This window comes from Pseudomonas sp. ASL7 (assembly GCF_056680375.1).
The window spans coordinates 1811840-1827723 of record NZ_CM155279.1 but is presented as its reverse complement, the minus strand read 5'-3'; the positions used below and the strand labels follow the sequence as shown (position 1 = coordinate 1827723).

Here is a 15884-nt window from a genome sequence, read left to right as displayed (position 1 = left end):
GTCGTTAACGATAACGCGTTCTTCCAGAATAAACGCGTTGTCCTTAAGTTCTTCGCGAGCAAGCTCGCTCCTACCTCCTACAAGGGGCTTGGGAGATGCAGCAAGACGAAATCATTCTTATCGAAACGCCCACTCAGCACGGGTGGTAACGCACCCACAACAGTGCCTTGCAGTGCGTTGTAATCGTTCAGATCCATCATCAACCAGGCAGGTCCCGCCAGACTTTCCAGTTCCTGAGTCGTTTCCGTGAAAACCGGTTTCAGGTCTTGCTCGGTATTGACCATAAACTTGATGGCCTTGGCGTCCTGGCCCATGCGATGCAACACCAGTGGCGCGGGTTCTTTCTGTACAAGCGCAAGCGTGTCAAGGCTGAAGGTCCGCGAGTCATAGAGCTGCCGTTCCACCGGTTCGAACACCAGGATATACATCGACCACAATCCGAGGGCCGCGCAAAATGCCAGCGTTTGCGCCCGCCAGCGGGGCCTGAAAAGCGCTGCCAGTGCGACGACTTGCAGCAGGCCCAGAACCATCAGGGCAGGCGTGAGCGCGGTCATGGTCAGCTGTTCGGGAAACCGTCGATGGCCGAAGAGCAGCGCGCCGATCAGTAGCGCTGGAATCACCAGCCACAACCCTTGCATCAAACCCCGCAACCAACCGAATACCCGACCCTTCGCAACCTCAAACGGATACGCCGCAATAATCGCCGCCATGGGCAACATCGGCAGCAGGTAACGGGCCTTTTTCGCTTGGGGAATCGACAACCCGACCATCACGATCAGTCCGGCAGCTGCGCAGTATTGCAACAGCTGCAGCTCGGGTCCGGCCTGACGCGGTTTGACCAGGAACACCGCCGCCAATGCCAACAGCGCCAACGGGTACGCCAGCGCATAGTTACCCATCGAACTGGTGAAGTAATACAGCGAACCACTGACGCCCTCACTGCCGTTCATGCGTCCCATGAACTGCATGCGCACCACGTCCTGCATAAAGACCGGGCCGCCACTTACTTCGGCCAGCCATAACAGAACGCCGACGCACACCGCGAGGAGCACGGCCGCCGTCAGGCCGAAACCGAACAGCCGCTGCCATTGACGATTGAGCAAGAAGTAACTGCACAGCATGCCGGTCGGAACGACCAAACCAATCGGCCCACGCACCCCGAAACCCAGGAGCAACAGGGCAAAGATCAGCAGCCAGCGTCGAGGCGACCCAAAATGATCGGCGGCATAACCCACATAGAACACCGAAAACGCCACTGCCGCGAGTATCAGGTCCTGAGACACGGCACGGGTTTCGGTGACAAAGGAGTTGGTCAGCAACAACAGGGCGATGCTCAGCAGCGCCCATCGTTGGGAGTAGGGCGCCAACAACCGGTACATCAACGTGACAATCACCGCCGCGGCGATGGCGCTCGGGAACCAGGCGCTGAAGCTGTTGACCTGCCCGAATGGCAGGGACAACAACCAGATAAACAGCGTCGAGACCGCCGAGTAATCAGCGTAAGGCTGGCCGTAGGTGGTCGGAAACACCGTCGGGCCATGGCGCAGCATTTCCTGGGCAAACAGCACAAACCGCGAATCGAAGCCGATCGGCGCCTGCTGATAGACCCCGGCGCTGAACAGCACCAGCGCCAGCAGCCCGAGGATGAGCGACTGCTGGCGAACCGGTATGGACATCACAATTCAGTGATGGCTGGAGTCACCGGCCACTGTTGATGTGGAATCGGCAGTTTGCGTGACTCACCGCGTCCCATCGGGAAATACGTGAACCCGTTGCGAGCCAGGCGGTCGGCGTCGTAGAGGTTGCGTCCGTCGAAGATCACCGGTGCATTGAGGCGCTGCTGGATCAGGTCGAAGTCCGGCGCTTTGAACTGCTGCCATTCGGTGCAGATGATCAGCGCATCGGCATCGATCAACACCGATTCCGGCGTGCCCATGAGCATCAGTTTCGATTCGTCTGGATACAGCTTCTGGGTTTCCTGCATGGCTTCCGGGTCGAACGCGCGAACGTTGGCGCCGGCCGCCCACAGCGACTCCAGCAGCACCCGGCTCGGAGCATCGCGCATGTCGTCGGTGTTGGGTTTGAACGCCAGGCCCCACACGGCGAAGGTCTTGCCCTGCAACTCACCCTTGTAGAACGCATTGATGCGGTCAAACAGTTTGTTTTTTTGCCGTTCGTTGATGGCTTCCACCGCCTGCAGCAGATCGCTTGAGCAATGGGCTTCTTCAGCGCTGTGAATCAGGGCGCGCATGTCCTTGGGGAAGCAAGAGCCACCATAACCGCAGCCGGGATAGATGAAGTGGTAGCCGATGCGTGAATCGGCACCGATGCCCAGGCGCACCGATTCGATGTCGGCACCCAGGTGTTCGGCCAGTTCGGCGATCTGGTTGATGAAGCTGATCTTGGTCGCCAGCATGCAGTTGGCGGCGTACTTGGTCAGCTCGGCGCTGCGCAAGTCCATGAACATGACGCGGTCGTGGTTGCGGTTGAACGGTGCATAGAGATCACGCATCACATCACGCACAGCATCGCTTTCGCAGCCGATGATGATCCGGTCGGGACGCCGGCAATCGTTCACGGCCGACCCTTCTTTCAAAAACTCCGGGTTGGACACGATATCGAACTGCAGCGACCGGCCGGCTTTGTCCAGGCATTGGTCGATATGTGCACGCAAGGTATCGCCGGTACCCACCGGCACGGTGGATTTTTCCACCAGAATCACCGGTTGTTCGCGGTGACGCGCAACCGCGTCTCCCACGGACAGCACGTAGCGCAAGTCTGCCGAGCCGTCTTCCCGTGATGGTGTGCCGACCGCAATGAACAGCACCTGGCCGTGCTGCACGGCAAATTTCTCGTCCGAGGTGAACTGCAACCGTTTGCTTTCCAGACCTTCGCGAACCAGGCTGGCCAGCCCAGGTTCGAAAATGCTCACGTGGCCGTGCTGGAGCAGCTCGACTTTCTTCTCGTCGATGTCCATGCAAACGACATCATGGCCGACTTCAGCCAGGACGGCTGCTTGCACCAAGCCAACGTAACCGCTACCAAATACACTGATTTTCATGGAGTACTCCTGAGTTCGCGCGCGCGAGCAGGTCGAGAGTTGATGGTGATGACGCCTAGTATGACCAGGGCCACCCCGAGGCTTTTTGAAAGAGTGAAATCTTCGTTGAACAGCGGCAGGCTGGCGGCCAACAGGTACACCAGCGCGTAGCTGATGCTCAGGAGTGAATAAGCCCGGCCCAACGGCACATCCCGTAGGGCAACCAGCCAGCAAAGCATCGACAGGGCATAAGCGAAGATCGCTGCCAGCACCACGGCGACGGCGTACAAATCGATGTTGGAGCTCAATAATTGTTGCGGGACGGGCAGGCGACTCATGCTCCAGCGCATGCCCAACTGCGCGGTGCTGACCAACAGCACGCTGCCCAGCGCGAAGGTGATTCCGCGACGAAGGCTCATGTGTGTTGCCCCAGCAGAACCACGCCACCGATCACCAGTGCCACACCCAGCCAGTGGCGACGGTCGATGGTTTCGTGGAACACGAATCGGGCGGCCAGGGTGATGAGCACGAAATTCAGGCTCAGCATCGGGTAGGCGACGCCGACTTCAAGACGCTGTAGCACCAGCAACCAGACCAGCAGCCCCAACCCCAGGGCGGCGAGCGCCAGCCAGAGCCACGGTGAGCGCAGTTTTTCGGTCCAGCCTGTGGTTTGGCCGCGCCAACTTTCCACGGCGTACTTCTGGGCGATCTGGCCCAGGCACGTCAGCAGGCACGCGGCCAACAACAGAAGCAGACTCATGACGGCTCCTGTGGGAAGATCAGGATCACGATATTGCCTCGTTCATAGCGTTTGCCATCCTTTGGCAGCAGTTCGACTTCGTGCAATTCGTCGTCACCCTTGACGCGCATGACCACACCGACCGAGCCTTTCCGGCGGGCTTCGTGCATCCACGCTTGAACCTTATCCAGATCAATCTGTTGCTGCGCGCCGTCAGGGTAGGCAAGGCCATATTTCAGTTCGCCAATCGTGTTGTACAACGCCACGTCCGGGCGTTTCAGGCGCCAGGCCAACGCCGAAGCTGCGCCCAGGTCATTGCTCAGCAACTCGCCGGCCTGGCCGAGTTCCGGCGCATGCTCAAGGATGAATTGATCCGGCATTTTGTTGGCGACCACCGATTCGGGCAGCCCCGCCGGCAACAAGCCAATGAACAGCAGGCTGCCGATTGACGGCGCTGCCCAACATTGCAGAGGCCGGAAGGCTTGCAGCAGGTTGGCCATGATCCAGCCGGTCAGGCCGATGAACACCAGCATCAGATGATGCAGCTCATGATTGTACAGCGGCTTTTTCAGTTGCAGGTAGACCAGTGCCAGCAGGGTTATCAGGCCCAGGGCCATATTCAGCAAGCCATTGATGCCCAGCACCCGGCCTTGCTCGAGTTTCAAGCGGTCTGCCAGTACATTGCCCAGCAACAACGCCAGCGGCAGCAGGCACGGCATGATATAGGTCGGCAGTTTTCCGTTGCTCAGGCTGAAAAAAAACAGCGGCATGAATAGCCACAGCAACAGGAATCCGATGCTCGCCTGGCGTCGTGTTTCCCAGGCTTGTTTGAGCGCCGATGGCAGCAACCCCGCCCACGGCAGACTGAATGCCACCAGCAACGGGAAATAAAACCACCACGGTGAATCGTGCTGCGCGTCGTCACCGGCGAAGCGTCGAATATGTTCGTGCCAGAAGAAGAAGCGCCAGTAATCGGGCTCTTGAGCGTGCACTGTCAACACCCACGGCAGACTCACCGCAACGGCCACGACAATCGCCACCGGACCGTAGATCAACAGTTCACGCCAGCGTTTTTGCCAGATCATCCAGGGCAGGGCGATCAGCACGGGCAGCAGCCACGCGAGGAACCCCTTGGTCATGAACCCCATGCCGCAAGCCAGGCCCGTCACGACCCAGCCAGTCAGGCGCTGGCCACGGTTGACGCTGTCCAGTGCAAACCACAAACCGACAAGGCTCAGATTGACCCAAAAGGTGAACTGCGGATCGAGGTTGGCGTAACCGGCCTGGCCGGCAATCACCGTGAAACTCATGTACAGCAACGCGCAGGCGAAGCTTTTGCGCGGCTCGTTCCACAGCTTGCGGGCGATCAGGTAACACAGCAGCATGCTGAGCCCGGTGCTGACAGCTGAAGCGATGCGCACGCCAAACAGGTTGTCGCCAAACACCGCTTGGCCGATGGCGATCATCCAATAACCGGCCACCGGCTTTTCAAAGTAGCGCAGGCTCATGAAATGCGGCGACACCCAGTCGCCGCTCAGGAGCATACCCTGGCTGATCTGGGCGTAGCGGGTTTCGTCGGGAATCCATAAGCCATGGGTGCCCAGTGGCAGCAAATAGGCCACCGCGCAAACAATCAGTAATAACGGCAACGCCCAGCGCTTGGTCATGCGCCCTGGACTCCCAGCCAGCCTTCGCGGCCTGCGAGCGTGCCACGTACCACTTTGCCGATCGGCAGAGTGCCGGGGGCCTCGGGCAGCAAATCGCCCAAAGGTTGAAAACAGATGCCTCGCTGGCGTGCGTCGGCCAGCAGTTGGCGGAAATCGTTGGCCATCAGAATCCCTTCTACTTCGGCATGAATCGTGTAAACGTTGAGTTGTTCAGGGGTGAAGCGGTCAAGAATGTACGCATTGAAATCCTTGGACGCCACCATCGGGCCGACGACCTCATCGAAGGTCGGCAGGTCCACCGGGATTTGCGGTGCACCCAGGCCTCCACCGGCCAGGGTTGGCTGGAACAGGCTGTGGCCGCGACAGTCGCTGTTGTAGCGAAAGTTGAAACCTTGCTTGGCTTCGATCACACGCTCGTCCGCCCGCCAACCGGCGGAGGCCGAACACGTGACGTGCTGCCCGAGAATGTCACTCAGCTCGTCCACGCCTTGACGAATCTGCTCGACCAGCTGTGCATCGCTCCAGCGCCCGGCATTGGCCTGCCACGCATGGTGATCCCAGGCGTGCAGACCGATTTCATGCCCGGCGGCCTGGGCCTGACGCATCAAGTGCCCGAGGTCGCGGCCAATCGGTTTGCCTGGCCACGCGGTGCCGGCCAGCAAGATGTCCCAGCCATAAAGGCCGGCTGCGTTGGAACGGAGCATTTTCCAGAGAAATTGCGGGCGGATGAGGCGCCATAAATGGCGCCCCATGTTGTCCGGACCGACACTGAAGAAAAAGGTCGCTTTGACCTGTGCTTCATCAAGGATTTCCAGCAGCCGAGGCACCCCCTCACGGGTGCCTCGGTAGGTATCGACATCGATCCGAAGGCCTGCCTGCATCAGCGCTTGTCCGCGATTTCGAGCATGGCTTCACGCAGGAAGAAATCCAGTGTGTTGCCAATGGTCTCGTTCATCTCCACGGTTGGCGCCCAGTCCAGCAGACGTTTGGCATTGTCGATGCTCGGCTTGCGATGGGACACATCCTGATAGCCAGTGCCGTAGAACGCCTTGCTTTCCACGTCGCGGAAACCGGCGAACGGCGGGAAGTTGCTGCGCAACGGGTGAGCTTCGAACTGGCGCAGCAGCTCTTCGCCCAATTGACGAATGCTGGCTTCGTTGTCCGGGTTGCCGATGTTGATGATTTGACCATTGCAGACGTCGTTGTCGTTGTCGATGATCCGCGCCAGGGCTTCTACGCCATCGGCAATGTCGGTGAAGCAGCGTTTTTGCTCACCACCATCGAACAAACGAATCGGCGTGCCTTCCACCAGGTTCAGGATCAGCTGGGTAATGGCCCGGGAACTGCCGATACGCGCCGAGTCGAGACGGTCCAGGCGTGGACCCATCCAGTTGAAAGGACGGAACAGCGTGAAGTTCAGGCCTTTCTGGCCGTAGGCCCAGATCACACGATCGAGCAATTGCTTGGAGACCGAGTAGATCCAGCGTTGCTTGTTGATCGGACCAACGATGAGGTTGGAGGTGTCTTCGTCGAAGTTGCCGTCCTGGCACATGCCATAGACTTCCGAAGTCGAAGGGAAGATCACGCGCTTGTTGTATTTGACGCAGTAACGAACCAGTTTCAGGTTCTCTTCGAAGTCCAGTTCGAAGACGCGCAACGGGTTGCGTGTGTATTCGATTGGCGTGGCAATCGCCACCAGCGGCAGGACCACGTCGCACTTCTTGATGTGGTATTCGATCCACTCGGAGTGGATGCTGATGTCGCCTTCAACGAAGTGGAAGTTCGGATGGCTGCGCAGGCGTTCGATGGCGTCCGAGCCGATGTCGAGGCCATACACTTCGTAGCGGTCGTCACGCAGCAGGCGCTCGGACAAGTGATTGCCGATGAAGCCGTTGACACCCAGGATCAGCACGCGGGTGCGACGCGGGGCACGACCTGACTCGGCGCCACGCAACACGGAGCCGTCCACCAGACCCAGCTCATTGGCCAGCTGTGGGCCGCTCAGGTACAAGCCGTTTTCGTTACGCTGCCCGGCGTTGACCACCAGGGAGTCTTCGCCGCAGGCAATACGCAGTGGGTCGACGCTGATGACACGGCCAGGTGCCAGGCCTTCATTGCCCTTGACAACTTCGGCGCTCCAGACGATCAGCTTGTGTTCGCCTACGGCACAGAAAGCGCCCGGGTATGGCTGGGTCACGGCGCGGACCAGGTTGAACAGTTCTTCGGCCGGTTTTTGCCACAGCAGTTTGCCGTCTTCAGGCGTACGACGACCAAACACCGTCGCTTTCGATTCGTCCTGTGCAGTTTCGCTGATTTTGCCCTGAAGCAACGCTGGCAAGGTTTCACGCAGCAGCTCGGAAGCGGCCGAACGCAATTTGCCGTGCAGGGTCAGTGCCGTGTCACTGCGCTCAATCGCCACCCGTTGCTGGGCAATGATTGCGCCAGCGTCGGCACGTTTTACCATGCGGTGCAGGGTTACGCCGGTTTCGGTTTCGCCTTTGACCAGGACCCAATTGGCCGGTGCGCGGCCACGGTAGCGTGGCAGCAACGAACCGTGCAGGTTGAACGCGCCTTTACTGGCCGTGGCCAGCAGCGGTTCACTCAACAGGTTGCGGTAGTAGAACGAGAACAGGAAATCCGGGTTGAGCTTGCTGATGCGCTCGATCCACAGCGGATGGTTGGCATCTTCCGGTGCATGCACCGGGATACCGTTGCGGGCACACAATTGCGCAACGGAGCCATAGAAGGCGTTTTCCTTCGGGTCATCGGCGTGGGTAAACACGGCCGCGATGTCATAGCCGGAGCTGAGCAGGGCTTCGATGCCGGCACAGCCGATATCGTGGTAGGCGAAGACAACAGCTTTTGCGCTCATGAGAGAACCTGATCTGAAGAAGTGGAATTGAGACCGTCAACGAGGACGACAGGTGCAGGCGTGGCGGATTGGCTACGCAAGACCTTTTCGATAAAGAACCGGGGGCGGGCGCGGACGTCGCTGTACATGCGACCCAGGTACTCGCCCAACAGGCCCATGCCGATGAATTGCCCGCCAGTGAAGACGAACAGCACGGCGAACAACACGAACGTACCGCCACCTGCCCAACCGGCGCCGAAGACCAGGCGCAGCATGACCAGCGCGACGGCGAAAAGAACGCCCAGTGCGGCCATGGCGAAGCCGACGATGCTCAACAGCCGCAGGGGCGTGGTGGTCATGCAGGTCACCAGGTCAAACATCAGGTTGACCAGGCGCATCGGGCTGTACTTCGATTCGCCGTGTTCGCGCTCGGCGTGCATCACCAGGATTTCCGTGGTGTGCCGGGCGAAGCTGTTGGCCAGGATCGGGATAAAGGTGCTGCGTTCGCGGCAGGCGAGCATCGCGTCGACGATGGTGCGCCGGTAGGCGCGCAACATGCAGCCGTAGTCGCTCATGGCGACGCCGGTAGAGCGCTGCACGGCGAGGTTGATCAACTTCGACGGCCAGCGACGCAGGGCAGAGTCCTGACGGTTGTTACGCACTGTGGCAACGACGTCATAGCCCAGTTCGGCCTGGGCCACCAGACGCGGGATCTCTTCGGGAGGGTTTTGCAGGTCCGCGTCGAGGGTGATGACTACATCACCCTTGCACTGTTCGAACCCGGCCATGATTGCGGCGTGCTGGCCGTAGTTGCGATTGAGAATGACCGCCACCACCGAACTGCCTTCACGATTGGCGGCGTCTTCGAGGAGTTGCGCCGAGTCGTCGCGGCTGCCGTCATCCACCAACACGATTTCATACTCATGTTGCAGCTGCTGACACGCCGCTTCGGTGCGCCGTAGCAGCTCCGGCAGGCTATCTTGCTCGTTGTAGACCGGGATGACGATCGACACGCAGCGGATGGGATAAGGTTTCACAGGTTTTTGTCCAGTGTGTTTTTAATGGCGCCGACGACACGATCAACATCATCGAGGGTCATATCGGGGAACAACGGGATCGAACACAATCGCGCCGAGTTCCATTCGGTGTTTGGCAAGTAAATCTCGGGGTAACGCTGGCGGTAGTAAGTGTGCAGGTGTGTGGCGATAAAGTGAATACCTGTGCCGATGTTCTGTTCCTGCAAGGCCTTCATGAACGCTTCGCGGTCGAGCCCGCAGTGCTCGGCGTCGATACGCAGGATGAACAGGTGCCAGGCGTGCTGCTGCGGGTAGGCAGGCACGGCCAGCGGTTGCACGGGCAGGCCTTCGAGCCGCTGCAAGTAGGCCTGGGCCAGTTCCGTGCGCTTGGCGTTGATCTCGTCCAGACGCTGCAACTGCACCAGGGCAATGGCGGCATTGATGTCCGCCAGGTTGTATTTGAATCCGGGCTCCATAACCTGTGCCTGAGGCTTGCGCCCGTGGGTCAGGCGGTCGTAGGCGTCGACACCGAGGCCATGAAACTTGAGCATGCGCACACGATTGGCCAGCGCTTCATCGTCGCTGACGAACATTGCACCTTCGGCGCAGGTCATGTTCTTGATCGCATGGAACGAGAAGATCGCCGTGCCCTTGGCGCCGACGTGGCGCCCTTTGTAGTACGTGCCCGCCGCGTGGGCGGCATCTTCGATGACAGGGATGCCGTGTTTGTCGGCCAGCGCATAGAGCGGGTCGAGATCGAACGCCGCGCCGGCGTAATGCACGGGAATGATCGCCCGGGTGCGAGGCGTGATGGCGGCCTCGATGCTTGAAAGGTCGCTCATCAGGGTGTGGCGGTCGACGTCGACAAACACTGGCGTCGCGCCCAGAAGACTGATCATGTTGGCCGTGGAGACCCAGGTCTGGGACGGTGTGATCACTTCGTCGCCGGGACCGATGCCCATTGCCAGCAGCGTGATATGCATGCCACCGGTAGCCGAGGAAAGTGCAACGGCATGCTTGCACCCAACGTAGTTGGCGAATCGTTCTTCCAGTTCCTGGCTTTTTGGCCCGGTTGTGATCCAGCCGGAGCGCAATACTTGCTCGACGGCGGCTATTTCTTCATCGCCGATACTGGGTCTGGAGAACGGGAGAAACGCCTGACTCATGGGCACCTCGGGGCGTAAATTGGATAGCCTTGGAGGCTACAAATGTGGATCCAGTATAAGGATAGACGCTAAACACACATGGTATCAATAAGTTACGAGCATCTGCAGAGAAACTACATCAGTTGACTTTTCCTTCTGTGAGCGGCAGGTTGGAGCCTCGCAGGGGGTCGCGCGTAATCCTCTGAGATTAGGCCCAATTTTGTGAAAGGAACATGAAAAACCGGTCGGGGAATCATTTATCTGAGGACGATTAAGCGAATGTTCAGACTTCTGCCGCTCATCACGCCCTTTATGTAGAAATGTCCTACGGAACTACTCTGTTTTATATGAAGGTTGTTTCCATTCTTAGTTGTTTTAATAAGCTGTTTTTCACTCAAGGCTGTTACGTTTGATTGACCTACCTGTAGCTGATTCAAGTGCTGCCAAGACCAATCCGCTGACGCTGTACCTGGCGCGACTTGCTCCCTCCAGCCAGCTGACCATGCGCTACATTTTGCAGGATGCCGCTGACCGCCTGGGCTTCGAAGACATGAACGTCGAGGAAATACCCTGGCACGCACTTCAGCCTGAAAACGTTGTGGCGCTGGTGGCGACCCTGCGCGAGGACGGCTTTGCACCGAACACGTCATCCTTGTACGTCAACGCGCTGCGCGGGGTCATGAATGAAGCGTGGCGCATGAGCCTGATCAGTCAGGAGCACTTGCTGAAAATGCGTTCGGTAAAGGGCATTGCCGGCACGCGATTGTCCCAGGGCCGCAATCTCAAGCGCACGCTGATCCAGGAGTTGATGGCGGTCTGCGCCGCCGATCCACGGCCACAAGGCCTGCGGGATGCGGCGATCATAGGTATTTTGTACGGTTCGGGAATGCGTAAATCCGAATCGGTGAACCTGGACCTCGATCAGGTAGATTTCACCGAGCGCAGCCTGCGGGTGACTGCCAAGGGCAACAAACAATTGATCAAGTACGCACCCGCCTGGGCTTTTGCCAAGCTGGATGCCTGGCTGGAGCTGCGGCGGTCGCTACTGGGGGAGGGGCAGGACGATGATCCGTTCCTGTTCAACCGGATCCGTCGCGGCAGCCACATCACCCGCGAGCGCATCACCAAACATGCGATCTATTACATTGCCCGGCAGAGGGGCGCGCAGGTGGGGGTGAAAATCATGCCGCATGATTTTCGGCGCTCGTTCATTACCCGAGTAATTGAAGAGCACGATTTGTCGATCGCGCAAAAGCTCGCCCATCACAGCAATATCCAGACGACGGCCAACTACGATGTGCGCGATGACAACGAGCGGCGTCGAGCGGTTGATCGCTTCGATCTTTGAAGGGCGCGGTTCAAGGCTCTCTCAGTACGTGGGCGTGGCCAATCGTCGAAACGTGAACCGTGCTCCCCGCAGGCGGAGCGTGCAGGCCGGAACTGCGCACCAGTATCGAGCGCCCTGAGGTGTCTGCGGCGAGCAGAGGCTCCAGTTCCACGGTCAAGGTGCAGGTATTGCCGCCGAAATCGCGGTCCGTCACCACGCCTTTACAGCCTTGCGGATGCTCCGCGCCAGTCGTTGGGTTGCTGACCTGGAGTTGCTCGGGTCGCAACATGATCTGTGCGCAGAGGTTATTCCTGTGGTTGTTGACCGGTACCCGTCCCAGATCGCAATGAGCCCAGCCGGCTTCGATTCTGGCGGGCATAACCACGGCTTCTCCGAGAAACAACGCGGTTTGCTCGTCGTCGGGATACCGGTAGAGATCCAGCGGATGCCCGGACTGTACCAGTCGCCCCTGGCGCATCACGGCCAACTGATCGGCGAACGACAACGCTTCGCTCTGGTCATGGGTGACCAGAATGGTGGTGACGCCAGTATCGGCCAGCAGTCGCGCGACCAATTTTCGCATGGCGGCGCGCAACCCGGTATCGAGTGCGGAAAACGGCTCGTCCAGTAGCATCAAGCGCGGTTGTTGTGCCAGGGCCCGCGCCAGCGCCACACGTTGCTGCTGACCGCCCGAGAGTTCGTGGGGCCAGCGATTAGCCATGTTCGCGTCCAGGGCAACACTGTCCATCAACTCGGCAATGCGCTCGTGTTTTTCGAGCCCCTTGGTCGACAGTCCGAAACCGATGTTGGCCGCTACGGTCATGTGCGGAAAGAGCGCACCGTCCTGTGGAACATAGCCAATCAAACGCTGATGCGCTGGCACCTCATGCGTGCCGTCGACGAGCGTCTGCCCATTGAGCGACAGGCGGCCGGTATCGGGAAATTCGAAGCCGGCAATCATCCGCAGCAAGGTGGTCTTGCCGGAGCCTGAGGGGCCGACGATGACGGTCCGGCTGCCAGTGGGCACGGACAGGCTGATGTTATCCAGGGCTCGATGTGAACCGTAGGACTTAGAGATCGAGTGCAGTTCAAGAGCGTTCATCGGCCTGCCGTTCGTTTGGATTGGTGATAAAGAAGCCCGGTCAACGGAAGCGACAGCAAAACCATGAGCAAGGCATAAGGCGCTGCGGCGGCATAATCGATTTCGCTGGTCATCGCCCAAAACCCGGTTGCCAGGGTCCGCGTGCCGTTGGGGGCGAGCAGCAGCGTGGCGGTCAGTTCATTGGTAATCGCCAGGAACACCAGCGCAGCACCGGCCGCCGCCCCAGGCGCGGCCAGTCGCAGAGTGATCAGCCACAGCGCCCGAGCCGGCGAGCGCCCGAGGCTACGGGCCATATTTTCCAGTTCCACCGGGGCCTGGGCGATACCCGCACGCAGACTCACCAGGGCACGGGGCAAAAACATCAGCAGATACGCCAGCAACACCGTGATCGTGGTCTGGTAAATCGGTCGTGCAACATGGATCGTAAACGTCACCAGGGCCAGGGCGACGACAATTCCGGGCAGCGAACTGGTGATGTAGTTGCAGCTTTCCAGAAGCCGTTGCAGCCGCCCTGGCGAGCGAATCGACAACCAGGCAATCGGGATCGCCGCGCAGGTGGTCAGCACCGCACCTGCGGCTCCGAGCAGCAGCGTCTGCTCCAGTGCCGGCAGCAAATCGGCGGACTCCCAGACTTGCGATCCGCCCGCGATCAACCATTTGCCCAAGGTAATCAATGGCACGCCGAGCGCCAGTGCACAGGTCACGATCTGCAAGGTCAGCGCCAGCGCGGTTGTCGCGCTGCCGAGGTGCACGATTCGCTGCTCCCGTGCGCTTCCTGATCCCACTCTGGCATAACGCGCATTGCCACGAGCCGCCGATTCGGCGGTGAGCATTGCCAGGCAACACAGCGCCAGAATCCCGGCCAGCATGTTGGCGGCGGGGCCGTTGAAGGTGGATTTGAACTGATCGAAGATCGCCGTGGTAAAGGTGTCGAAGCGAATCATCGCGTACAGGCCATATTCAGCCAGCAGGTGCAGACCCACCAACAGCGCGCCGCCGCAGATTGCCAGCCTCAATTGTGGCAGCACCACGCGAAAAAACACCGCCCAAGGCTTGAGCCCCAGTGACTCTCCGACATCTTCGATCGCCGGATCAAGCCGGCGCAACGTCGCAGCAACCGGCAGGTAAAGAAACGGGAAATAGGCGATGACCGAGACCAGAACCCCGGCAAACAGCCCATTAATCGGCGGCACCAGGCTGACCCAAGCATAGCTGTGAACGAAGGCGGGGACCGCCAGCGGCGCGGTTGCCAGCAACGACCACCAGCGCCGCCCCGGCAGGTTGGTGCGTTCTGTCAGCCACGCCAACGCCACGCCGAGCGTGACGCACAAGGGAATGGTGATCACCACCAGCAATACAGTGTTGATCAGTAACTCGCCGACTCGTGGCCGCCATACCAGCGTCACAAGGGTTGCCCAGCCTGTCTGGAAGGACACGCCGATCACGAACGCAATCGGCAGCAGTGCCAGGAGTGAAACCAGCACCGACAAACCGGTCACCCACGCGCCACCGCGGCCCGCAAAGAGACCGCGGGAGCGTCGGCGCAAGTTCGCGGGTATCGCCTGGGCGACACCCGCCGGTAAGGTTTCAGGGATCAATTAAAGCAGTCCCGCCTGAGTCATCAGTTCCACGGCTTTTTTGCTGTCGAGTTTTGAGGCATCGACAGTCGGCGCGTCGAGCTGCTGCAAAGGCACCAGTTTTGGGTTGGATTCGGCGTTCTTGCCCACAGCGTATTCAAACGATGTGCCGTTCTTGAGGACTGCCTGGCCGTCTTTGCCGGTAATCCACTTGAGGAACGCCTGTGCTTGTTCCTTGTGTTTGCTGGAAGCCAGCACGCCGCCGCCCGACACGCTGACAAACGCTCCCGGGTCTTTGTGCTTGAAGTAATACAGCGCGGCGTTATTGCTGTTTTCGCCGGTCTTGGCCTGATCACCAAAGTAGTAATAGTGATAGATCACGCCACTGTCGATCTGCCCGGCATTCACCGCTTTGAGCACTGCGCTGTTGCCCCGGTACGCGGTGGCATTGGTTTTCATCGCTTTCAACCACTCGAGGGTGGCGGCTTCACCCTTGAGTTCGAGCACGGCGGCGACAATGGCCTGGAAATCAGCACCTGCAGGTGAAGCACCCCAACGACCTTTCCAGCGCGGGGAGGCGAGGTCCATCAGCGACTTGGGCAGTTCGGCTTCTGGCAGTTTGCTCGGGTTGTAGACGAAAACGGTGGAGCGCGCTGCGATACCCACCCATTTGCCATGTGCCGGACGGTAGGCCGCGCCTACTTGTTCCAGAGTGGTCGGCGCAACCGGTGCAAACAGGCCCGCGTTGTCGACCAGCACCATCGCCGGGGAGTTCTCGGTGAGGAACACGTCTGCCGGCGAGGCGGCGCCTTCCTGCACGATCTGGTTGCCCATCTCGGTGTCATCGCCGTTGCGTACGGTGACTTTTATGCCGGTTTCCTTGGTAAAGCCATCAATCCAGGCTTTGGTCAGGCTTTCGTGTTGGGCGTTGTAGACCACGATGCCGTCGGTATCTTCGGCATACACGTGACCGGCGCTCAACAGGGCGGTGACCAGCAGTGCTTTTTTCAGGAAAGAAGGCAGGGGGAAATTCATGCGCTGACAGCTCCAGTTTTTTAGAATCGTGCTACAGACTTGAGAGATTGGACGGGGAAGGTCGTCGATTATTGTAGATCAATACGAATCATTTGCATGTTTGAAGCGCGGCGAATGTAGAGTTTGAAATGAGAAAAAAATGTGAAAATAACGGTTAAATTGTGTGATTGGATTCGCTGGGGGGATTGGGGGGGATATCCGTTTTTTTGGGTGCGGCGGGTATTGGTTCCGCCCTTACGGCGGGTCACTTTGAAAAGCGCAAAGTAACCAAACGCTCTTGCCCCTTTCGTTCGGTGCCTCGCTTAGGCTCGGCATGCCCTCGCTCCGGTCCTGCTCCGTGGGCCCGCCGCCATCGGCCATCCATGGCCGCGGGCGGCTAACCCGG

The 15884-nt window shown here is 59.5% G+C and carries 13 protein-coding genes; 1 reads left to right on the top strand and 12 read right to left on the bottom strand.

Annotation, left to right across the window (positions count from 1 at the left end; translation table 11 throughout):
- Window positions 1-77: 77 nt before the first annotated feature.
- From AC1MDT_RS08350 to arnB, 9 genes are read right to left on the bottom strand one after another with little or no spacing between them, the layout of a single operon-like run.
- The gene (locus tag AC1MDT_RS08350; protein WP_480421570.1) at window positions 78-1676 is read right to left on the bottom strand and encodes an ArnT family glycosyltransferase; all 1599 of its coding nucleotides are present in this window, start codon (window positions 1674-1676) and stop codon (window positions 78-80) included.
- Window positions 1676-3061, bottom strand: a complete 1386-nt coding sequence (locus AC1MDT_RS08345) for a UDP-glucose dehydrogenase family protein (RefSeq protein ID WP_480421569.1) — start codon at window positions 3059-3061, stop codon at window positions 1676-1678. The genes AC1MDT_RS08350 and AC1MDT_RS08345 overlap by 1 nt, the downstream gene beginning before the upstream one ends.
- Entirely contained in the window at window positions 3058-3459 is a 402-nt protein-coding gene (gene arnF, locus AC1MDT_RS08340; RefSeq protein WP_480421568.1) for a 4-amino-4-deoxy-L-arabinose-phosphoundecaprenol flippase subunit ArnF, read from the bottom strand. The genes AC1MDT_RS08345 and arnF overlap by 4 nt, the downstream gene beginning before the upstream one ends.
- On the bottom strand, window positions 3456-3800 hold the full coding sequence (gene arnE / locus AC1MDT_RS08335) for a 4-amino-4-deoxy-L-arabinose-phosphoundecaprenol flippase subunit ArnE (RefSeq protein WP_480421567.1): 345 nt from the start codon (window positions 3798-3800) through the stop codon (window positions 3456-3458). The genes arnF and arnE overlap by 4 nt, the downstream gene beginning before the upstream one ends.
- Entirely contained in the window at window positions 3797-5446 is a 1650-nt protein-coding gene (gene arnT, locus AC1MDT_RS08330) for a lipid IV(A) 4-amino-4-deoxy-L-arabinosyltransferase (RefSeq protein ID WP_480421566.1), read from the bottom strand. The genes arnE and arnT overlap by 4 nt, the downstream gene beginning before the upstream one ends.
- Window positions 5443-6327 (bottom strand): 4-deoxy-4-formamido-L-arabinose-phosphoundecaprenol deformylase, encoded by an 885-nt coding sequence (gene arnD, locus AC1MDT_RS08325; protein WP_480421565.1) that lies wholly within the window; start codon window positions 6325-6327, stop codon window positions 5443-5445. Before arnD ends, arnT begins: the two co-directional genes overlap by 4 nt.
- Complete coding sequence (arnA, locus tag AC1MDT_RS08320) at window positions 6327-8318, bottom strand: bifunctional UDP-4-amino-4-deoxy-L-arabinose formyltransferase/UDP-glucuronic acid oxidase ArnA (protein ID WP_480421564.1); 1992 nt, start codon at window positions 8316-8318, stop codon at window positions 6327-6329. Before arnA ends, arnD begins: the two co-directional genes overlap by 1 nt.
- Window positions 8315-9334 (bottom strand): undecaprenyl-phosphate 4-deoxy-4-formamido-L-arabinose transferase, encoded by a 1020-nt coding sequence (gene arnC, locus AC1MDT_RS08315; protein ID WP_480421563.1) that lies wholly within the window; start codon window positions 9332-9334, stop codon window positions 8315-8317. The genes arnA and arnC overlap by 4 nt, the downstream gene beginning before the upstream one ends.
- The gene (gene arnB / locus AC1MDT_RS08310) at window positions 9331-10479 is read right to left on the bottom strand and encodes a UDP-4-amino-4-deoxy-L-arabinose aminotransferase (RefSeq protein WP_480421562.1); all 1149 of its coding nucleotides are present in this window, start codon (window positions 10477-10479) and stop codon (window positions 9331-9333) included. Before arnB ends, arnC begins: the two co-directional genes overlap by 4 nt.
- Window positions 10480-10867: 388 nt before the next feature.
- Between arnB and AC1MDT_RS08305 the strand changes: the two genes are divergently transcribed.
- Window positions 10868-11806, top strand: coding sequence for a site-specific integrase (locus AC1MDT_RS08305; RefSeq protein ID WP_480421561.1), 939 nt, complete (start codon window positions 10868-10870; stop codon window positions 11804-11806).
- A gap of 10 nt (window positions 11807-11816) precedes the next feature.
- Here the strand turns inward: AC1MDT_RS08305 and AC1MDT_RS08300 are convergent, their stop codons facing one another.
- Genes AC1MDT_RS08300 through AC1MDT_RS08290 form a run of 3 tightly spaced genes read right to left on the bottom strand, consistent with a single transcriptional unit; the run spans window position 11817 to window position 15499 of the window.
- Window positions 11817-12887, bottom strand: coding sequence for an ABC transporter ATP-binding protein (locus tag AC1MDT_RS08300; protein ID WP_480421560.1), 1071 nt, complete (start codon window positions 12885-12887; stop codon window positions 11817-11819).
- Window positions 12884-14482, bottom strand: a complete 1599-nt coding sequence (locus tag AC1MDT_RS08295) for an ABC transporter permease (RefSeq protein WP_480422732.1) — start codon at window positions 14480-14482, stop codon at window positions 12884-12886. Before AC1MDT_RS08295 ends, AC1MDT_RS08300 begins: the two co-directional genes overlap by 4 nt.
- A gap of 3 nt (window positions 14483-14485) precedes the next feature.
- On the bottom strand, window positions 14486-15499 hold the full coding sequence (locus AC1MDT_RS08290) for an iron ABC transporter substrate-binding protein (protein ID WP_480421559.1): 1014 nt from the start codon (window positions 15497-15499) through the stop codon (window positions 14486-14488).
- Window positions 15500-15884: the final 385 nt, after the last annotated feature.